This window comes from Actinoplanes sp. NPDC051633, assembly GCF_040681735.1.
Classification (GTDB): domain Bacteria; phylum Actinomycetota; class Actinomycetes; order Mycobacteriales; family Micromonosporaceae; genus Actinoplanes.
Genome location: NZ_JBFAZH010000039.1, coordinates 1 through 16,903 on the forward strand (window position 1 = coordinate 1; position 16,903 = coordinate 16,903).

19 protein-coding genes are annotated in these 16,903 nt (G+C 70.2%); 1 reads left to right on the forward strand and 18 read right to left on the reverse strand.

Features of this window, described 5'->3' with window-relative positions; translation table 11 throughout:
* Positions 1-97: 97 nt before the first annotated feature.
* The 6 genes from AB0M20_RS04415 to AB0M20_RS04440 form a co-directional block, all read right to left on the reverse strand.
* Positions 98-568 carry a hypothetical protein gene (locus AB0M20_RS04415; protein WP_364293575.1) on the reverse strand — a complete coding sequence of 157 codons (471 nt, stop codon included), beginning with the start codon at positions 566-568 and terminating at the stop codon, positions 98-100.
* 28 nt (positions 569-596) lie between these two features.
* Positions 597-1,553 carry a prephenate dehydratase gene (gene pheA / locus AB0M20_RS04420; protein ID WP_364293578.1) on the reverse strand — a complete coding sequence of 319 codons (957 nt, stop codon included), beginning with the start codon at positions 1,551-1,553 and terminating at the stop codon, positions 597-599.
* Positions 1,554-1,566: 13 nt separating this feature from the next.
* Complete coding sequence (locus AB0M20_RS04425) at positions 1,567-2,154, reverse strand: hypothetical protein (protein ID WP_364293581.1); 588 nt, start codon at positions 2,152-2,154, stop codon at positions 1,567-1,569.
* Between the two features lie 42 nt (positions 2,155-2,196).
* Positions 2,197-2,586, reverse strand: coding sequence for an ACT domain-containing protein (locus tag AB0M20_RS04430; RefSeq protein ID WP_364293584.1), 390 nt, complete (start codon positions 2,584-2,586; stop codon positions 2,197-2,199).
* A gap of 29 nt (positions 2,587-2,615) precedes the next feature.
* Complete coding sequence (locus AB0M20_RS04435) at positions 2,616-3,080, reverse strand: PAS domain-containing protein (protein ID WP_364293587.1); 465 nt, start codon at positions 3,078-3,080, stop codon at positions 2,616-2,618.
* Positions 3,081-3,170: 90 nt separating this feature from the next.
* Positions 3,171-3,905, reverse strand: coding sequence for a hypothetical protein (locus AB0M20_RS04440; protein ID WP_364293590.1), 735 nt, complete (start codon positions 3,903-3,905; stop codon positions 3,171-3,173).
* Positions 3,906-4,168: 263 nt separating this feature from the next.
* Here AB0M20_RS04440 and AB0M20_RS04445 point away from each other — a divergent pair, with 263 nt between their 5' ends.
* Positions 4,169-5,365 (forward strand): arginine deiminase, encoded by a 1,197-nt coding sequence (locus AB0M20_RS04445; protein ID WP_364293593.1) that lies wholly within the window; start codon positions 4,169-4,171, stop codon positions 5,363-5,365.
* On the opposite strand, the gene AB0M20_RS04450 is transcribed toward AB0M20_RS04445, so the two are convergent.
* The 12 genes from AB0M20_RS04450 to AB0M20_RS04505 all read right to left on the reverse strand — a co-directional run bounded on the left by AB0M20_RS04450 (position 5,343) and on the right by AB0M20_RS04505 (position 16,881).
* Positions 5,343-6,086, reverse strand: coding sequence for a glycoside hydrolase family 16 protein (locus AB0M20_RS04450; RefSeq protein WP_364293596.1), 744 nt, complete (start codon positions 6,084-6,086; stop codon positions 5,343-5,345). The two genes, AB0M20_RS04445 and AB0M20_RS04450, sit on opposite strands and share 23 nt — an antisense overlap.
* On the reverse strand, positions 6,086-6,955 hold the full coding sequence (locus AB0M20_RS04455; protein ID WP_364293599.1) for a DUF5926 family protein: 870 nt from the start codon (positions 6,953-6,955) through the stop codon (positions 6,086-6,088). The genes AB0M20_RS04450 and AB0M20_RS04455 overlap by 1 nt, the downstream gene beginning before the upstream one ends.
* A gap of 31 nt (positions 6,956-6,986) precedes the next feature.
* A complete protein-coding gene (locus AB0M20_RS04460; RefSeq protein WP_364293602.1) occupies positions 6,987-8,186 on the reverse strand; it encodes a HAMP domain-containing sensor histidine kinase in 1,200 nt (399 codons plus the stop codon).
* A gap of 85 nt (positions 8,187-8,271) precedes the next feature.
* The gene (locus AB0M20_RS04465) at positions 8,272-9,048 is read right to left on the reverse strand and encodes a glycerophosphodiester phosphodiesterase family protein (protein WP_364293605.1); all 777 of its coding nucleotides are present in this window, start codon (positions 9,046-9,048) and stop codon (positions 8,272-8,274) included.
* Between the two features lie 24 nt (positions 9,049-9,072).
* Complete coding sequence (locus AB0M20_RS04470; protein ID WP_364293608.1) at positions 9,073-9,408, reverse strand: rhodanese-like domain-containing protein; 336 nt, start codon at positions 9,406-9,408, stop codon at positions 9,073-9,075.
* A 17-nt stretch (positions 9,409-9,425) separates the two neighbouring features.
* On the reverse strand, positions 9,426-10,580 hold the full coding sequence (locus AB0M20_RS04475) for an LCP family protein (RefSeq protein WP_364293611.1): 1,155 nt from the start codon (positions 10,578-10,580) through the stop codon (positions 9,426-9,428).
* A gap of 164 nt (positions 10,581-10,744) precedes the next feature.
* Complete coding sequence (locus AB0M20_RS04480; protein ID WP_364293614.1) at positions 10,745-12,001, reverse strand: LCP family protein; 1,257 nt, start codon at positions 11,999-12,001, stop codon at positions 10,745-10,747.
* Positions 12,002-12,111: 110 nt separating this feature from the next.
* Positions 12,112-13,068, reverse strand: a complete 957-nt coding sequence (locus AB0M20_RS04485) for a GDP-mannose 4,6-dehydratase (protein ID WP_364293617.1) — start codon at positions 13,066-13,068, stop codon at positions 12,112-12,114.
* A gap of 71 nt (positions 13,069-13,139) precedes the next feature.
* Complete coding sequence (locus AB0M20_RS04490; RefSeq protein ID WP_364293620.1) at positions 13,140-14,819, reverse strand: cation acetate symporter; 1,680 nt, start codon at positions 14,817-14,819, stop codon at positions 13,140-13,142.
* Positions 14,820-14,826: 7 nt separating this feature from the next.
* Complete coding sequence (locus AB0M20_RS04495; protein WP_364293623.1) at positions 14,827-15,162, reverse strand: DUF485 domain-containing protein; 336 nt, start codon at positions 15,160-15,162, stop codon at positions 14,827-14,829.
* A 123-nt stretch (positions 15,163-15,285) separates the two neighbouring features.
* Positions 15,286-15,819, reverse strand: coding sequence for a flavin reductase family protein (locus tag AB0M20_RS04500; protein ID WP_364293626.1), 534 nt, complete (start codon positions 15,817-15,819; stop codon positions 15,286-15,288).
* Between the two features lie 6 nt (positions 15,820-15,825).
* On the reverse strand, positions 15,826-16,881 hold the full coding sequence (locus AB0M20_RS04505; RefSeq protein WP_364293629.1) for a hypothetical protein: 1,056 nt from the start codon (positions 16,879-16,881) through the stop codon (positions 15,826-15,828).
* Between the last annotated feature and the right edge of the window lie 22 nt (positions 16,882-16,903).

Consider the following 16,903-nt stretch of genomic DNA (forward strand, 5'->3'; position numbering starts at 1 on the left):
CGCAGCCAAGGTCGTTTCTGTGCCTCAAGTCGTCGACCGGGCGAAATGCGACTTGGGTTGAGCTTCAAGTCGGGTGGCGTGGGCGGCCGGTCAGTGCCTAGCGCAGTTTGAGTCTGAACGAGCGGGCGCCTGCTGCCCAGGCCAGGTGCAGGTCTTCTGGGCTCGGGTTGCCCTCGGCGTCGAAGCCGATCTTGTTGAAGTCGGCGAAGCTGTGGTTGTCGCGGGCGATGATCGCGTAGTCGGCGGCGACGTCGGCCTCCTCGGTGCGCACGTCGACCTCGGCGGTGCGCCGCTTGCCCTTGTAGCGCACCTCGATGGTGTCGCCGGTGCGCAGGTTGCGGCCCCACGCGAAGGGCGAGCCGATCAGCAGCACCCCTTCGTGCCGGGTGAAGGCGACCGGCACGGTGTAGCGCTTGCCGCTCTTGCGCCCGACCACGTAGAGCGTGATGAGCCGCTCGCCGACCACACCCGACAGCCCCGGCACCCGGGAGAGCCCGCGCACGATCGCGTTGGCCAGCCCCTGAAAACGCAGTGTCTGTGCCCGTGGTTCGGCCCGGCCGTCCGTCATGGACACACCTTAAGCGCCCCGGCCGATCTCAGCCGGGGTTGCCGCCGCGCAGGGCCGCCAGCCAGGCCGCGCTGTCGGCGAAGTCCGCGTCCGTCAGGCCCGCCGTCGACGGGAGCGGCTCCTGCGCCGCGGCCGTCGACCAGCGGTGCCGCGGGTAACTGCCGAGGAAGCGCACGTCGGCGCAGATGCGCCGCAATCCCTGCAGCGCCTCGCCCATCCGCGGCTCGGCGATGTGCCCCGTGCAGTCGAGGAAGAACACGTACGTGCCGAGCTGCTCGCCCGTCGGACGGGACTCGATGCGGCTCAGGTTGATGCCCCGCACCGCCAGCTCGGTGAGCACCGCCAGCAGGGCGCCGACCTGGTCGTGCCGGATCGACACCGCCAGCGACGTCGCGTCGTCGCCGGTGGGCGCCGCGGGCGCAGCCGGCCGGGTGAGCAGGCCGAAGCGGGTCACCGCGTCCGCCCGGTCGGCGATCTTGTCGGCGAGAACCTTGAGATTGTTCCGGGGTACGCCGATCGGCGCGCAGATGGCGGCGTCGCACTCGCCCGCGGCCGCGCTGATCGCCGCCGCGGCGTTGGAGAGCACATCCACCACCGTGGCGTCCGGCACGTTGGCCAGCAACCAGTTGCGGCACTGCGCGGAGGCCTGCGGGTGCGCCGCCACCGTGCGGATCTCGCCCAGCGGCGTCAGCCGGGGCGCCGCCAGCTGGAACTCCACCGGAAGGACCACCTCGCGGGTGATCACCAGCGGACTGCCGGTCGCCAGCTCGTCGAGGGTGACACCGACGGCGCCGCCCACCGAGTTCTCCAGCGGGACCAGTGCCGCGTCCGCCGCGCCCGACCGCACCGCTTCCAGGGCCTCGGGCACGCTCCGAGCCGGAGTGCGCAGACCGTGCTCGGCCGCCGGAATCGTCCGCAGAGCCTGCTCGGTGAAGGTCCCCTCGGGACCCAGGTAGACGTAGTGGGTGGGTGGCGTGCCTGGCATGTGTCTCAGGATGTCACGAGCCGCAGGCGCGGACCCTGATGCCCGGCGGGGCGTCTCTGGTCACCCGGTCGCTGCACACGTCCGCGCCGGCCTCGACCAGCGTCAGCTTCGACGGTTTGCCCGAGCTGACCACCAGCAGCGGCTCGTCGGTGTCCTCGTCCTCGCCGACCAGGCCCAGGATCGCGAACTGCCAGGTCCGGGCGCAGTACGGCCCGAACCGCACCTCGAGCGGCTTGGTCGGAATGCCCGGCTTGCCCTTGACCAGATCGAGCATCTGCTGCTTGCTGGGCCCGGCGGTGCACACGGGCGCGGGCGGCGGGGGCGGTGTCGTCGTGGGGGTCGGCGTGGTCGGCACTACCCGAGTCGTGGGCAGAGTGGCGCCGGGCAGCGGGTAGCCGGTGCCGGTCGGGACCCCGCCGGCCGGGGGCGTGCCGGCGGGCGGTGTGGGCACGCCGATCGACGAGGACGGCTCGCCGGCGCTGCCCGCCGGCCGCGGTGGTGACGTCGGCAGCGGCTCCGGCGGCGCGCCGCAGCCGGCCAGGAGCGCGGCGAGGGCGGCGAGGGCAGCCAGAGCGGGGGCCGCTACGAAGGGGCGCGACACGACGCTCATCGTAGGGTGTGAAGGTGGTCGATTGAATGTCGGTCAGCCGGAGATCCGGTGACCGGCCTTGACCAGGGTGTTCACGGCCTCACGGAGGCGGACGGTGGGCACCAGCAGGTAGTCGGTGTCGTACGTCGAGAACGTGACGATGTTGACCCTGGCCTCCGCGAGCGGGCCGACCAGTGAGGCGAGCACCCCGGTCAGCGCCAGGTCCAGCGGGCCGACCACGCGCAGGCAGCGCCACGGTGTCTCGGCCGTCGCGCCCTCGGGCACCCGGTCGGCGGGGCAGATGATCGACGTCTCGTCCGGTGCCCAGGTCACCGAGAGGACGCTCTTGTCGTCCGGCCCGCTGCGGAGCGTGGCCGGCAGCGCTGTCCCCGCCGGCAGGCGGCACACCGCATATTCCTCCGGCAGCAGGTCAAGATCGAGCATGCATCGAAGAGTACGGGTTATTTCAAGACTTAATAGCGCACGGGCGAGAAGAAAGTGAGCGAGGCGACCACCTGATCGCCGTTCACCAGCGGCGTCGCGATCGCGTCGACCGTCAAGTGCCCCTCACGGCCGGTGGTCTGCACCCGCATCAACCCGCGGGCCAGGCGCTCGCTGCGGATGGCCAGCAGCGGCGGGATCTTCTCCACCTCGGGCTCGTCGAGCTCGCCCCCGCCGGCGGTGAAGTCGATCAGGCGGAGCACGTTGCCGAGCAGCGGCCGCCCGACCGCCTCGGCCGGTGCGCCCAGGCCCAGCATCTCGGCGCACGAGGGCGACAGCGCGCGGATCGTGGTGGTCACATCGATGATCAGGCTGGGCTCGACGGCCCCCGCCACGGTGGTTGCCCACCGCTCGATGTTGCCGACGAACTCGGACTCGGCCGGCGGCCGCGCCTGCGGCACGAACGCCCCCGACAGCGAGAGCTCGACGTGCGCCACCCGCACCTCCCTGGTCATCCGCCCGCGAGCCCCCGTGGGGAGGCTCGCGACTCGCAGCCCTACGGCTACGAACGGTACTCGGGAAGAACGTTACCGGCGGGTTGCCCGCTTGTCAGTGGCCGTTTGTCCGTCGGGATACCAGCGGTACCGGCCGGCGGGGCGGTACGGAGCGTTGGCCCAGGTGCTCGGGTGTTCGGCCACCGCGGAGAGTTTCGCGGCCGTGGCCGGCGAGATCCGCGCACCGCCGGCGATGAGCAGCCGGTCGAGCTCGCGGTGGGTCGCCACCAGGCAGTCCTTGGGGAGGCCGTGGACGCTGATCACGCCGGAACCGACGAACGCCAGGACCGGGCTGACCGGGACGCTGAGTCCCACGGCGGCGGACAATGCCCGGCCGGCGCGCTTGGCGTCGCGGCGGGCCTCGGCCACGAAGGCGGGTCGCTTGCCGTTGATCTGCACCACGTCGCCAGCGATGAGGACCCGGGCGCGGCCGTGATCGGCAACGGTCACCGCGTAGACGCCACCCGGCCCGATGGCCAGGAAGCCGGCGCGTTCGTCGCTCGCGTCGAGCTCCTGGTGACCGGCGCGCGGCCAGTCGACGATGTGCCACGACGGACCGAGCCGGTCCAGACGGGTCTGTGCACGTACCTCGGCGGCCTCGAGACGCCGGGCGTCCCGCTCGGCGCGGCGGCGACGGGCCCACTCCACGGGGCTGGTGCGCGGCGGCTCGAGCGGTGCGGGAACGGGGTCGGGCCTGCGCCGATCGACCGGCGCGAGTGCTCTGGAAGGGGTGATCGGCAGTGCGGGACGTGCGGGGAAGACAGTCATTGCGACCTCCGGCAAAAGGTCTTCGGCTCTCTTGTCACTACCGTAAGTGTCGGACCCTGTACGAAAGAAGACGTGGGGCCGTGAGAAAAGCGGAGTGAAGGGGGATGAATGCCGCATTCACGCGCGGCCTTTTTAGGCGGATGGTGCATGCGTCCCCGATTCCCCCAGAGCTCGTACGGTTACACCGGACAAGTTAGCTTGACCTTACCTCCCGTGCACTACGTGCAGGTGATCTCTGCCAAAAGTCACAGTAGGCTCAGGTCGTGGCGCACTACGTGGACAGTGAGGTCGGCCGCCTATCGACGGTCATGTTGCACCGGCCGGGTCCTGAGCTGGCCCGACTTACCCCGCGAAACAACGACTCGCTGCTGTTCGACGGCATCCCGTGGGTGGGTCGTGCCCAGGAGGAGCACGACGCGTTCGCGGCCGCTCTGCGAGACCACGGCGTCGAGGTGCTCTATCTCGGACAGCTGCTGGCCGAGACCCTGAACGAGGCGGCGGCCCGCGACGAGCTGATCGCCAGCGTGCTCGACGACCGCCGGCTCGGCGACTCGCTGCGCGACCGGGTGGGGGAGTATCTGGCCGACCAGGACCCGCAGCGCCTGGCCGACGTCCTGCAGGCCGGCCTGGCGCACGAGGAGATGAAGCCGGGGCCCGGCGGTCTGGTCTACCGGATGATGGACCGGCACGACTTCGTCATCGACCCGCTGCCCAACCTGCTCTTCACGCGGGACTCCTCGGTGTGGGTCCGCGACCACGTCGCCGTCACCAGCCTCGCGATGCCGGCCCGCGGCCGCGAGACCACGCTGACGCACGCCATTTACCGCTACCACCCGCGGTTCGCCGGGACCCCGCTGCTGTTCTCCCCCGACCTCGAGCACGTCGAGGGCGGTGACGTGCTGATGCTGGCGCCGGGCGTGCTGGCCGTGGGCGTGGGTGAGCGCACCACCCCGGCCGGCGCCGAGCGGCTGGCCCGCCGGGTCTTCACGGCCGGTCTGGCGCACACCATCCTGGCCGTGCCGATCGCTCAGGAGCGCGCCACCATGCACCTGGACACGGTGTGCACGATGGTCGATGTGGATGCCGTGGTGATGTACCCGAACATCGCCAACACGCTGCAGGCCTGGACGGTGTCCGCGGGTCCCGAGGGGGAGCCCGCGGTGCAGGATCCGCGCCCGTTCCTGGAGGCCGCCGCCGAGGCGATGGGCATCGACCGGCTCCGCGTGATCGACACCGGGCTCGACCCGGTCACCGCCGAGCGCGAGCAGTGGGACGACGGCAACAACACCCTCGCCATCGCGCCGCGGCTCTGCGTCGCCTACGAACGCAACATCGAGACCAATGCGCAGCTCGAGCGCGCCGGCATCGAGGTGGTCCGGATCAGCGGCTCGGAGTTGGGCTCGGGTCGCGGCGGACCGCGGTGCATGAGCTGCCCGATCAGTCGAGAGGGCGGCCGATGACGTGGCTGACCACCAGCTCGGGCGTGTGCTCGATCTCCGGGAACTTGTCCGGGAAGTCGAAGACGCCCAGCTCGAGCTGGACCGGGTAGTCGGGGGCCTGATCGATCGTCCGCACCACCTCGCCGTCCACAGTGAACACCAGCGATCCGGGGCGCCAATCCACGGCGTACGTGTGGAACTCCGCGATGTCGATCTCCAGCGGGATCGCTGACCACTCCTCGGTGAGCCGGGGATCCCGGAACTTGTGCAGACCGATGCCGACGTCCCGCGGGGCGGTGCCGAACGTCTCCATCACGCAGATCTCCCCGGACCGCGCCGGCCCGGTGTCCTCGATGCCGGACATCCAGAACGCCACCATCGACCGCGGTGACACCTCGCCGCGCATCCGGATCTCGATGTGCCCGTAGAGCGGTGTGTATCCCCAGAGGGTCTGCTGCTCCTCGCGTACCCGCTGGTTCTCGAGAAACGGCTGACCGCCGACCGTGCTGCCGACCGGCCCGGAGAAGTTGGCCGACTGGATGCACGAGACCCGCAGCGGTGTCTCGTGGATCCCCTCCGCCCACAACCCCTGCGACGGCGGGATGCTCAGCCGCAGCTCGCCGTCCCGGACCTGGTAGGTGGGCCGGGACGACTCGCGGGAGCTCCAGTGCGGCAGATAGTGCGGGACCCAGATCGCCGGGTCCAGATCGGTCCCGGTGAAGTGCTCGTCCAGAAGCTCCATCAGCGCAGGGTGAGCTGCCTGCCCACCAGACCCTGCTTCGCGCGGCGGGCGGCGCCGTCCAGCGGGCCCGACTCGGCCAGGATGTCCGCGTACCGCTTGGCGAAGTCGGCCAGCGGAGCCTCCCAGTCGGCCGCCTCGGGGTCGCGCGGCACGTCCCACACCGGGACCAGCAGCCCGTGCGCGCGGAACATGCCGGCGAACTTGGTGCCCTCGCCGAGCAGCAGGTCACCGCTCGCGGAGAGCCGGGCCAGCGCGTCCAGGGCGGTGTCCTCGGGCTCGCTGAGCACCCAGCGGACGTGCGACTTCTCCGGCACCCGGCACCAGTAGGCGGCGTGCGCCGCGGAGAGCCGGGCGGTCGGGTAGATGGAGGCGTTGGCCCGCTCCAGCGACCCCTTCACGTTCGGGTCCTCGACCTGCTCGGCGTCCAGCCAGTACTCGAATCCCTCGTGCATCGTGATGTCCAGCGGACCGTCTACCAGGATGTCCTGCAGCCGCGGTCCCGCGCCCGGCAGCGACGGCACCGGCACGGTGTCACCCGGCTCGGTGCGCAGGGCGCTGAGGATCGCCACCGCCAGGTCGCGCGAGACGTCGCCGGACTGGACGTGCCGCTGCAGGCCGATGAACACCCGCCCGTCCTGGCGCGTCATCGCGGGCCAGGCCATCGGCAGAACCGTCGACAGGGTGACCGGCCGGTCGCCGTACTCCTCGATGATCTCGGGCTTGAGGGTGAGCGGCGCGGAAGCGGCCGGCACCAGCTCGCGCAACGCGATCCACTCGGGCTCGTCCACCAGGCCCTCGAACGGCCTCGCGACGAAGATGTCGCGGATCTTCTCGCGCTTCGGCGCGCTGTTCTTCCGACGCTTGCTCATGGCGAACCAGAGTAAGGCAGGGCGCCGACGGTCACGCTCGCGGCAGGCGCACCTCGGCGACCGTGCCGCCACCCTCACGCGGGCGTAGCGACACCCAGCCGTGCTGCCGCTCGACGATCCGCCGCACCAGATAGAGGCCCAGGCCTGCGCCCGGATGCCGCTCGCGGTCGCCGCGGTCACCCTGCCAGTAGCGCTCGAACGCCTTCTCCACATGCGCCGGATCGATGCCGACACCGCGGTCGGCGAGCCGGAAGGTCACCGTCTCCTCGTCGGAGGACGCCCACAGCTCGATCGGGCTGCCCGCCGGCGAGTGCTTGTCCGCGTTGGTGGCCAGCTCGGTGAGGATGGTGGCCAGCGAGTCGCGGTCGCCGAAGGTCTTGGGCAGATCGCCCGGCAGATCCTGCGCCGTCACCCGGTCGCGTAGCGACGCGGGCAGCTCCTCGACCGCCGCCCGCAAGGCGTCCACCAGGTCGAACGGGCCGGCCGGGGATGCGCCGACCTCGCCGTCCTCACTGGTCGCGTTGAGCAGCCGGTCGACCAGGCGGGCCAGCTCCGAGGCCCGGGCGCCGATGATGCGCACGGCCTCCTGGCGGCCCTCCTCGCTCATCGACGACCAGTGGTTGGTGAGCGTGTCCGCGTATCCCTTGATCACGGTCACCGGCGTACGAAGCTCATGGCTGGTCACCGCCACCCACAGGTCGCGGTCCTCCTGGCGGCGGTTGTCGCCGTGCACGGGCAACCCGGCCCGATAGCCGTAGAGCCGGCCCACATAGGAGGCGAGCAGCTCCAGCACGGCCTGATGCTCGGGGCTGCCCTCGGGGCTCGGTTGCGAGCCGGGCTCGGCGTCGTCCTGATCGAAGTAGACGTGCAGCGAGCCGACCACCGTGCCGTTCGCCTCGCTCCGCGCGCCGAGCACCCGGCGCGGCCCACCGCCCTCGGCGTGCCGGGCGAACTCGTCGTTCACCGCGTTCAGCGGAATGAGCAGGGTGCGGCCGGGGTCGTCGCGCCCGACCCGGCGACCGAGGGTGTTCGCGCACACCCCGCTGGCCGCGATCACCCGGCCGTGGTCGGCGTCGTACTCCGCGAAGCCCGCGCCGACGCCACCGAGCACCTCCTGCGCCAGCCGGACGATCTGGTGCAGCACCGGCAACCCTGCCTCGCCGGCGTTGATCCGGTCGAGCACCGCGATCTGGCCCCGGGTCAGGGTCGCGTAATCGGGTCGCGCGGGCATGCTTGCGAGTCTGCCTCGCTTCCGCCGTTTTGGGCAGACCGCATCCGGTGGATCATGACGAGAATTGTCACCTGAGTGTCGGAGGTCACACCTTCGGGACATGGTCCAGCACGAACTTCGGCCGGTCGGTGATCACGCCGTCGACCTTCTGGCTCAGCACGAAGTCCAGCTCCTCCTCGGCGTTCACGGTCCACACGTACACCTGGAAGCCGCCCGCGCGCAGGGCCTGCACCAGGCCCGGCTTCGACCGCAGCAGGCCGAGCCGAGGCCCGGCGACGTGCGCGGCGAAGGGCAGCCGGCCACGTTTCACCAGCGGCGGCAGGACGTGCAGGAGAAAAACTGTGGGTACGCGCGGCGCGAGGATCCGCATCCGGCGCAGAGCGAGCGCACTGAACGACATCACGGTCACCCGCACGGGGCTGTCCGGGCGCGGCTCGACGAGCCCGTGCTCGCGCAGCAGCCGGACGAGCTTGCGCTCGACCTCGGCGCCGTAGCGTGACGGATGCTTCGTCTCGATGAGCAATCGCACCGGGCGGTCGCGCTCACGCAGCGCTTGCAGCAGCCGGTCCAGGGTCAGGAGCTTCGTGAGGTCGGGCTCCGGCGCCGAGGGATGCCACGATCCGTAATCCAGGGCGTCCAGCTCGTCCAGCGTCTTCGCGCTCACCCGGCCGCGGCCGTTGCTGGTCCGGTGCAGCTTCGGGTCGTGCACGCAGACCAGATGACCGTCACGGGTCATCCGGACGTCCGCCTCCAGCCCGTCGACGCCGTCCTCGAGCGCCTGCAGGTACGCGGCCAGCGTGTGCTCCGGCCGGGCGTCCGCGCCACCTCGGTGTGCGAAGACCAGCGGCCGGTGACCGCTCACAACACACCGGTCACAACACGCCGGTCACAACACTCGGGGCGACTGCCCGTCGTCGCGCACCACCGCACGACCGGCCGCTGCCCAGGACTGCATGCCGCCGTCGAGGTTGCGTACGTTGTCCCAGCCGCGCCCGGTCAGGTAGGACACCACGTTGCCGGAGCGCCCGCCGGAACGGCAGACCACCACCACGTCGGTGTCGGTCGGGATCTCGGCCAGCCGGGCCGGCACCTCCATCATCGGCAGGTGATGCGCTCCGGGCGCGTGACCTGCCGTCCACTCGTCGTCCTCACGCACGTCGAGCAGGTACGCGTCGTCCGCCACGTCGGGCACGGTCACAGTGGGCACGTCAGGTCCGAACACGCTTCCCAGCGTAGGGCCTACTTTTCCTTGGCGACGACGGCGGGGTTGGCGAAGATGAAGTCGGCCAGCTTGTCCTGCCGCACGGCCGCGAACATCTCCCTGCTCAGCGGCGAGATCGCCTCGCGCCCGTTCCCGTTGCCGGCGAAGGTGCCGTTGTTGGTGCGCAGCAGCACCATGTCGTTGGTCGCCACGCCCTTGAGCGTGAACATGAAGTCGGCCACCGGGACACCGCCGGTGTCCAGCACGAACGCCTTGCCGGCCGCCTTGATCAGGGCGTTCACCTTCAGCGGGTTGGTGAGCACGCCGCTGCTGCCGGCCTTCTTCGCGATCGCCTTGATGAGCTGCTGCTGGTGACGCTGGCGGTCGTAGTCGCCGTTCTTCAGCCCGTACCGCTGCCGGGCGTAGTCCAGCGCCTCCCAGCCCTCCATGTTCTTGCAGCCGACCTCGTGCCAGATGGGCTTCATCCGCCCGGTCCGGCGTGCCTCGGCCAGCCACTCGGGCTTGCCGTCGACCCACGCCATGTGGTGCGACTTGACCCGCTGGTCGACGCACATGCGCACGCCCTTCAAGGCGTCGATCACGCTTTTGAACCCGTTGAAGTCGATGATCGCGGCGCCGTCGAAGCTGATCCCGGTGGCGTTCTTGAGCGTCTGCGCCATCAGCTGGGCGCCACCGGTCCAGCCGCCGCCGTTCTGCGCGCCGTGGAAGAACGCCTCGGTGGCCTTCGCCGTCCCACCCGCGTACCGGCTCTTGGCGAAGGCCGGCACGACCATCTCGGTGTCGCGCGGGATCGACACCAGGTACGCCTGATCGTGGCTGGCCGGGATGTGCAGCACGATGATCGTGTCGGCGTGCAGGTCGTCGACCGCCCACCGCTTGCGCGCGTCGACGCCGAGAAGCAGCAGGTCGATCGGCCCGTCGAGGCTGTTGCCGCCCTCGGCCTGCGACTTCTTGGCGCCGCCGATCAGGTCCGCCCCGGTGACCGCGCTGGTCGCGTTGTTGATCAGCACCTTGCTGCCGACGATGCCGGCGCCGCTGGCCATCATCAGGACGGCGCCGAAGATCAGCGTGAGCTTGGCCCACAGCGGGTCCTTGCGCTTGGCCGGCGGCAGCGGAGCACGCGGAAGGTCCGGAGGCGGCGACACGGTGCGTCGTGGGGCCTGAACGGACATGCGGACTCCAAGATCGGTCGGGAGCGGAGCTTCGTTACCTTACGTTCAGCATCGATCAAGCGGAATGCCTCCGCCGTATCAACTGCCTGACACGAGCAGTTAACGAACGAACGGGCCGGTGTACGCCACCGACCCGCTCGCGTGCTCAGCCGCCTCGAGGTGCCTCAGCCGCCTGCCGGGGTCGACGGCTTGGCCTTGTTCGCCGCCATCCACTCACCCAACTTGTCGGCAGAAACCGCCTTGTACAAAGCCAGTGCGTTCTCTCTGTCACTGACCACCACCGATTGTCCGCCGATGGTCTGGCTGCCGTTGTTGGGGCTGGTGATGAAGGTGAGGTTCTCGCCGCGCAGGTTGCGGAACTGGACCGCCATGTCGGTCAGCGAGAAGTCGTTGTCGACCGTGACGGCCGCGGTGACCGCCTTGAGGAAGTTGTTGAGCTTCGCCGGGTTGGTCAGCGTGCCGGTGCTCGCCGCCTTGTCCATCAGCGCCTTCAGGAACTCCTGCTGGTGGCGCATCCGGTCGAAGTCGCCGCGCGGGAACTGCTTGCGCTGCCGGATCCAGTCCAGTGCCTGGGCGCCGTCCATGTGCATGGTGCCCTTGGTGAACTTCCGGTACGGCTTGTGGATCGACTTGATCGAGTAGTCCACCTTCAGGTCCACGCCGCCCAGCGCGTCGGTGACCTCCTTGAAGCCGCCGAAGTCGATCGCCATCACGTGGTCGATGTGCACGTCGGTCATGCACTCGACGGTGCGCACCGCGCGGGGCAGGCCGCCGAAGGCGAACGCGGCGTTGATCTTATTGCGGCTGCCCGAGTCGCACGGCGCGTCGTTCGCCGACGGGATGCTCACCCAGAGGTCGCGCGGGATCGAGATGAGCTGGGCGGATTTGTGGTCGGCCGGGATGTGCATCAGGATCAGCGTGTCCGCGCGCCACTCGCTGGCCTTGCCGTCGTCGGTGTCCGGGTCCCGCGAGTCGCTGCCGACCATCAGGATGTTCAGCGCGCCGTCGACCTCTTTGACCGGGCGGCCCTTGGTGATGTCCTCGAAGGCGTTGGTGCGCTTGAGGTCCTTGTCGAGACCCGAGGCGTATCCGTAGAGCGAGATGCCGGCGATCAGGCCGCCGACGACCAGGACCGCGCCGACGACCAGGGCGATCCGGCCCCAGCGCGGCTTGCGCTTCCCGCGGTAGGGCTGACCGGGCCCGCGGCCCGGGTCGCGCGGCGGCGGTCCGCCCGGACCGGACGGGCCCGACGGGCCCGACGGCCCGGCGGCACGCGGCGGCCAGTCGTCGTTGCGTGTCTGCCCACGGCGGTAATCGCTGGGCACTCCGGCGCGACCGGCGGGACGTTGCGGGCCGCCGGACCCGGGCACCGAGGCCCGGCCGGAAGAGGACCGACCGTAGTTAGACGTGGGCGCAGACATGCAGACCAGGTTACGTACCGGGGACCAGCCAACGCCCGCATCGACACCGCCTGGCACGAAGGTGGGAGACAATTACTCTCCGACTTTCGTTCATTACTGTAGAGAAGTACTCATTTCGCGAAGAACTCGATCGTCTTCCGCAGCCCCTCCTCGGGGCCGACCCGCGGCTCGTAGCCCAGCTTCTCGCGGGCCAGGGTCAGGTCGGGCCGGCGCTTCTCCGGGTCGTCGGACGGGCGTTCGACCATTTCGATCTTGGATTCGCTGTCGGTCAGCCGGATGATCAGCTCGGCCAGCTCGAGCATCGAGAGCTCGTGCTCGGTGCCGCAGTTGATCGGGCCGGTCTCGGTCGAGTCGAGCAGCAGCAGGATGCCGCGCACCAGGTCGTCCACGTACGTGATGGATCGGGTCTGCGCGCCGCTGCCGTGCACCGTCAGCGGGAGGTCGCGCAGCGCCTGGTTGATGAAGGCCGGGATGGCACGGCCGTCATCGGGCCGCATCCGCGGACCGTAGGTGTTGAAGATCCGCACGATGGCCGTGTCGAGCCCGTGGAACCGGTGATACGCCATGGTCGCGGCCTCGGAGAACCGCTTCGACTCGTCGTAGACGCTGCGGATGCCGTTCGGGTTGACGTTGCCCCAGTACGACTCCGGCTGCGGGTGCACGAGCGGGTCGCCGTACGCCTCGGAGGTGGAGGCCATCAGGAAGCGGGCCGCGTCGTCGACCGCGCGGTCGAGCAGCGCCATGGTGCCGATCGAGCCGACCTTGAGGATCTCCAGCGGCAGCTTCGCGAAGTCGGTCGGGCTGGCCGGCGACGCCATGTGCAGGATCGCGTCGAACCGGCCGGGCAGCGGCGGGAGCCCGTCGGCCAGGTCGGCCTCGATCAGCGTGAAGCGCGGCTCATCGGCGAGGTGGGCGACGTTGTCGCGGGAGCCGGTGATGAAGTTGTCGATCGCGACGACCTCGCAACCGCGAGCCAGCAGAGCGTCGACGGTATGTGAGGGAACGAAGCCGGCGCCGCCGCTGACCAGGATCCGATGCCCGTCGCCGTACCGCTGCGTCACTGCCATGGCGGTAACTGTAAGCGAGAGGGACCGGGCAGCGCCCGGTCCCTCACCCTGCTTGCGTACTTCGTACCTACTTAGTGTGCCCCGAACCCGGTCAGCGACCGGACCTCCAGCTCGGCGTATTTGTCCTCGTCGTGCTCCTTGGAGAGGATCGTCCCCAGCCAGCCGCAGAGGAACCCGATCGGGATCGAGATGATGCCCGGGTTCGACAGCGGGAAGAAGTGCCAGTCACTGTCCGGGAACATGGCCGTGGCCGAACCCGAGACGACCGGCGAGAAGAAGACCAGGACCACCGCGGCGATCAGGCCGCCGTAGATGGACCACATCGCGCCGGAGGTGTTGAACCTCTTCCAGAACAGGCTGTAGAGGATGGCCGGCAGGTTCGCCGACGCCGCCACCGCGAAGGCGAGCGCCACCAGGAACGCCACGTTCAGGCTCTGCGCGAAGATCGACAGGGCGATCGCGATCGCGCCGATCACCAGGGCGGCGATCCGGGCGACCCGGACCTCGTCCCGCTCGGAGGCCTGGCCGCGCTTGACCACGCTCGCGTAGAAGTCGTGCGCGAGGCTGGACGACGACGCCAGGGTCAGCCCCGCGACGACCGCCAGAATGGTGGCGAAGGCGACCGCGGCGATCACCGCCAGCATGACCGCGCCGCCGGTGGCGCCGCCGAGGTAGTCGATGCCGAGCGCCTGCGCCAGCTGCGGCGCCGCGGTGTTGCCCGCCTTGTCCTGCGCGGTGATCGCCTTGCTGCCCACAAGAGCCGCCGCGCCGAAGCCGAGGGCCAGGGTGAACAGGTAGAACGTGCCGATGATGCCGATCGCCCAGAGCACGCTCTTGCGGGCGGTGCGTGCGGTCGGCACGGTGTAGAACCGGGTCAGGATGTGCGGCAGGCCGGCCGTGCCCAGCACCAGCGCGATGCCCAGCGAGAGCAGGTCCATCTTGCTGTAGAAGGTCTTGGCCGCATCGCCCGCCGTCTCGACGCCGTAGCGCAGGCCCGGCTCGAGGAACGCGCTGCCCTTGCCCGACTGGGCGGCGGCGTCACCGAGCAGCGCGGACAGGTTGAACTTGTAGTGCGCGAGCACCAGGAGCGTCATGATCAGCGCGCCGGACATCAGCAGGAACGCCTTGACGATCTGCACGTACGTGGTGCCCTTCATGCCGCCCACGGTCACGTAGACGATCATCAGGGCGCCGACCAGGATGATCGTGGCGACCTTGGCGGTGTTCGCGTCCATGCCCAGGAACGTGGTGTCCGGTGTGATGCCGAGCAGGAGGCTGACCAGCGCACCCGCGCCGACCATCTGGGCGATCAGGTAGAAGATCGAGACCACGATGGTGGAGACGCTGGCCGCTGTGCGCACCGGCCGCTGCCGCATCCGGAAGGCCAGCACGTCGGCCATGGTGTAGCGGCCGGAGTTGCGCAGGAACTCGGCGACCAGCAGCAGGGCGACGAGCCAGGCGACCAGGAAGCCGATGGAGTAGAGGAAGCCGTCGTAGCCGTACAGGGCGATCAGGCCGGCGATGCCGAGGAACGACGCCGCCGACATGTAGTCGCCGCCGATCGCCATGCCGTTCTGGAAACCGGAGAACGACCGGCCGCCGGCGTAGAAGTCGGTCGCCGTCTTGGTCTGCCGGCTGGCCCAGATCGTGATCGCCAGCGTGATCGCGACGAAGACCAGGAAGAGCGTGATCGTGAGGGTACGAGACGTCGAGCTCGACGCCTCGGCCGCGAGGAGCGTGTGCGACTGCATTACTTGGTCACCTCCCGGCCTTCAGCTCGTTCTGGATCTTGTCGGCGAGCGGGTCGACGCGCTTTGCCGCGAACCGCGCGTAGTACCAGGCGATCAGGAACGTCGTGACGAACTGCAGCAGGCCGAGCAGCAGGGCGACATTGATGTTGCCGACCAGCTTCAGGCCCATGAAGCCGCGCGCGTACGCGGACAGCAGGACGTAGAGCGCGTACCAGAGGAAGAAGGCCACGGTCATCGGAAAGATGAAGCCGCGCAGGGTCTTGCGCAACCGAGCGAAGTCCTCGGAACGCTGGACGGCCTGGTATTTCTCAGACGTGGTGGAGTCAGGCGCATCTGTGGTCAACGGTCTCACCACCTTCGTGGGAGCAGGCGGGCTTTTCCCGGCACCGTACGAAGGAGTGAGCGCGATCACTGACTGCTGGTCAGCGGGTGCGCCGAGCGGCCACCTGACTGCGCCGAATGGCCGTCACCCGAGGCTGCGGTAACGCCCTCGATAGTGGACCAGCGGGGGCTCCGGCGGGTCCAGGTGGACGGTTTCGACGACCGCCTCGAGCAGCAGCGCCCAGCCGGCCGGCCGATGCCCGTCGAGCCGGCATCCGGCCCAGGTGGCGGCCTCGGCCGGGACCGGGCCGAAGTCGGTCTCCGACCAGGCACCGGCCGCGAAGAGACCACCGGGCGCGGGCATCAGGCCGGCGAACCGATCGGCGAGCTGCTGGTCGGCGCCGGTCAGCGGGATCACCGCGAAGCGGCCGGTCTGCCGCACCGCGTCCCAGAAGTCGCTCTCCTCGTCGACCAGGCCGAGCACGCGCCCGGGTTCCCCGTCGGCCACCAGCATCGAGCTGACGGTCAGCCCGGCCGGCCCGGCCGTCGTCCACAGCGTGACCGGAGCCGCGAGCCGTCCGCGCAGCCGGCGGATCGGCGAGCGGTCCTGTTCCGGCGTGGCGAACGGGTCGCTGGTGTGGATCTGGGCGCCCGGCTCGGATGGTTTCACGGGAAACATTCTGCGTCAGCGGTTCGGTGTGACGGCGGCCAACAGCTCGGGCATGCGCCGATCCAGCAGGTCGCCGGCGAGGCGCGCGCCGATCGCGCACGCCGCGCCGCCGTAGAGCAGGCCGACCGGGAGCCCGATCCAGCGCCAGACGTCCTCGGCGAAGTAGGCGGCCAGCAGCAGCGGGACGGTCGCGACCACGGCGGTGGCCAGCGCGCCGAACGCCATCAGGCCCTTGGTGAGGCCGGCGCCGGAGGACATCGCGAACGGGTTGCTGGTGTCGGGCAGGGCGTAAGCGGCGCGGACCGAGATCGGCAGCACCACGGCCAGTCCGATGCCGTAGGCGGCCAGCATCGTGCCGAGCCGGGCCGCCAGATCCGCCGGGCTCCCCTCGGTCACCGACAGCACGACGGCGATGAGGATCAGCAGCGGCACGACGAAGATCGAGAACGCGGCCGCGCGGGACCGGATCTCGGTGCGGCCGGGCACGCCGGCCACGACGTTCGCGGCGTACGCGGTGCCCTCGAAACCGAACTGGTTGGCGAGGCTGATCGCCGCCAGCGCCCCGACGAACAGCGTCATCCCGCTGCCGCCACCGCTCGCGGCCAGCATCACCGGCAGGAAGATCCCGACCACGCTCAGCGTGAGCAGGCTGGCCCGCCGTCGCGTCTCCCGCCACCAGTAGCGGATCTCCCGCGACATCAGCGCGCCGAACCGGTTGCGGGGCAGGCCGCGCACCATCAGCCGGCTGACCGCTTCCTCGTTGGAGGTCGAGCGGCTCTGCTTCCCACCGGGAAGCGCCGTGCCGAGCATGGCCCGCTCCAGCGTCACCGACCACCACCAGAGCAGGCCAACGACCGTGGCCAGCACGATCACCAGCTTGATCGGCACGGTCCAGGCCCGGCCGTCGGAGACGTCCACACCCAGGGTGTACGCGGCGCCGAGCGGCGTCCACCCGATCACCTCCGCCACCACCGCGACGCGGTCCCAGTCGGCACGCTCGGCCCCGGCGATCGCGGCCAGCTGCAGCGGACCGAGCAGCCCGGCCACCACGGCGAGCAGCACCGTCGCCATAAGCGTGCAGGTTTAAAGTACA

Bases quoted from the DNA above. Each gene is read 5' to 3' on its own strand.
- AB0M20_RS04505 (WP_364293629.1), bottom strand. From the start codon at position 16,881: ATGGCGACGGTGCTGCTCGCCGTGGTGGCCGGGCTGCTCGGTCCGCTG.
- pheA (WP_364293578.1), bottom strand. From the start codon at position 1,553: ATGCCAGGCACGCCACCCACCCACTACGTCTACCTGGGTCCCGAGGGG.
- AB0M20_RS04430 (WP_364293584.1), bottom strand. From the start codon at position 2,586: ATGCTCGATCTTGACCTGCTGCCGGAGGAATATGCGGTGTGCCGCCTG.
- AB0M20_RS04500 (WP_364293626.1), bottom strand. From the start codon at position 15,819: ATGTTTCCCGTGAAACCATCCGAGCCGGGCGCCCAGATCCACACCAGC.
- AB0M20_RS04490 (WP_364293620.1), bottom strand. From the start codon at position 14,819: ATGCAGTCGCACACGCTCCTCGCGGCCGAGGCGTCGAGCTCGACGTCT.
- AB0M20_RS04475 (WP_364293611.1), bottom strand. From the start codon at position 10,580: ATGTCCGTTCAGGCCCCACGACGCACCGTGTCGCCGCCTCCGGACCTT.
- AB0M20_RS04440 (WP_364293590.1), bottom strand. From the start codon at position 3,905: ATGACTGTCTTCCCCGCACGTCCCGCACTGCCGATCACCCCTTCCAGA.
- AB0M20_RS04460 (WP_364293602.1), bottom strand. From the start codon at position 8,186: ATGCCCGCGCGACCCGATTACGCGACCCTGACCCGGGGCCAGATCGCG.
- AB0M20_RS04455 (WP_364293599.1), bottom strand. From the start codon at position 6,955: ATGAGCAAGCGTCGGAAGAACAGCGCGCCGAAGCGCGAGAAGATCCGC.
- AB0M20_RS04450 (WP_364293596.1), bottom strand. From the start codon at position 6,086: ATGGAGCTTCTGGACGAGCACTTCACCGGGACCGATCTGGACCCGGCG.
- AB0M20_RS04480 (WP_364293614.1), bottom strand. From the start codon at position 12,001: ATGTCTGCGCCCACGTCTAACTACGGTCGGTCCTCTTCCGGCCGGGCC.
- AB0M20_RS04415 (WP_364293575.1), bottom strand. From the start codon at position 568: ATGACGGACGGCCGGGCCGAACCACGGGCACAGACACTGCGTTTTCAG.
- AB0M20_RS04485 (WP_364293617.1), bottom strand. From the start codon at position 13,068: ATGGCAGTGACGCAGCGGTACGGCGACGGGCATCGGATCCTGGTCAGC.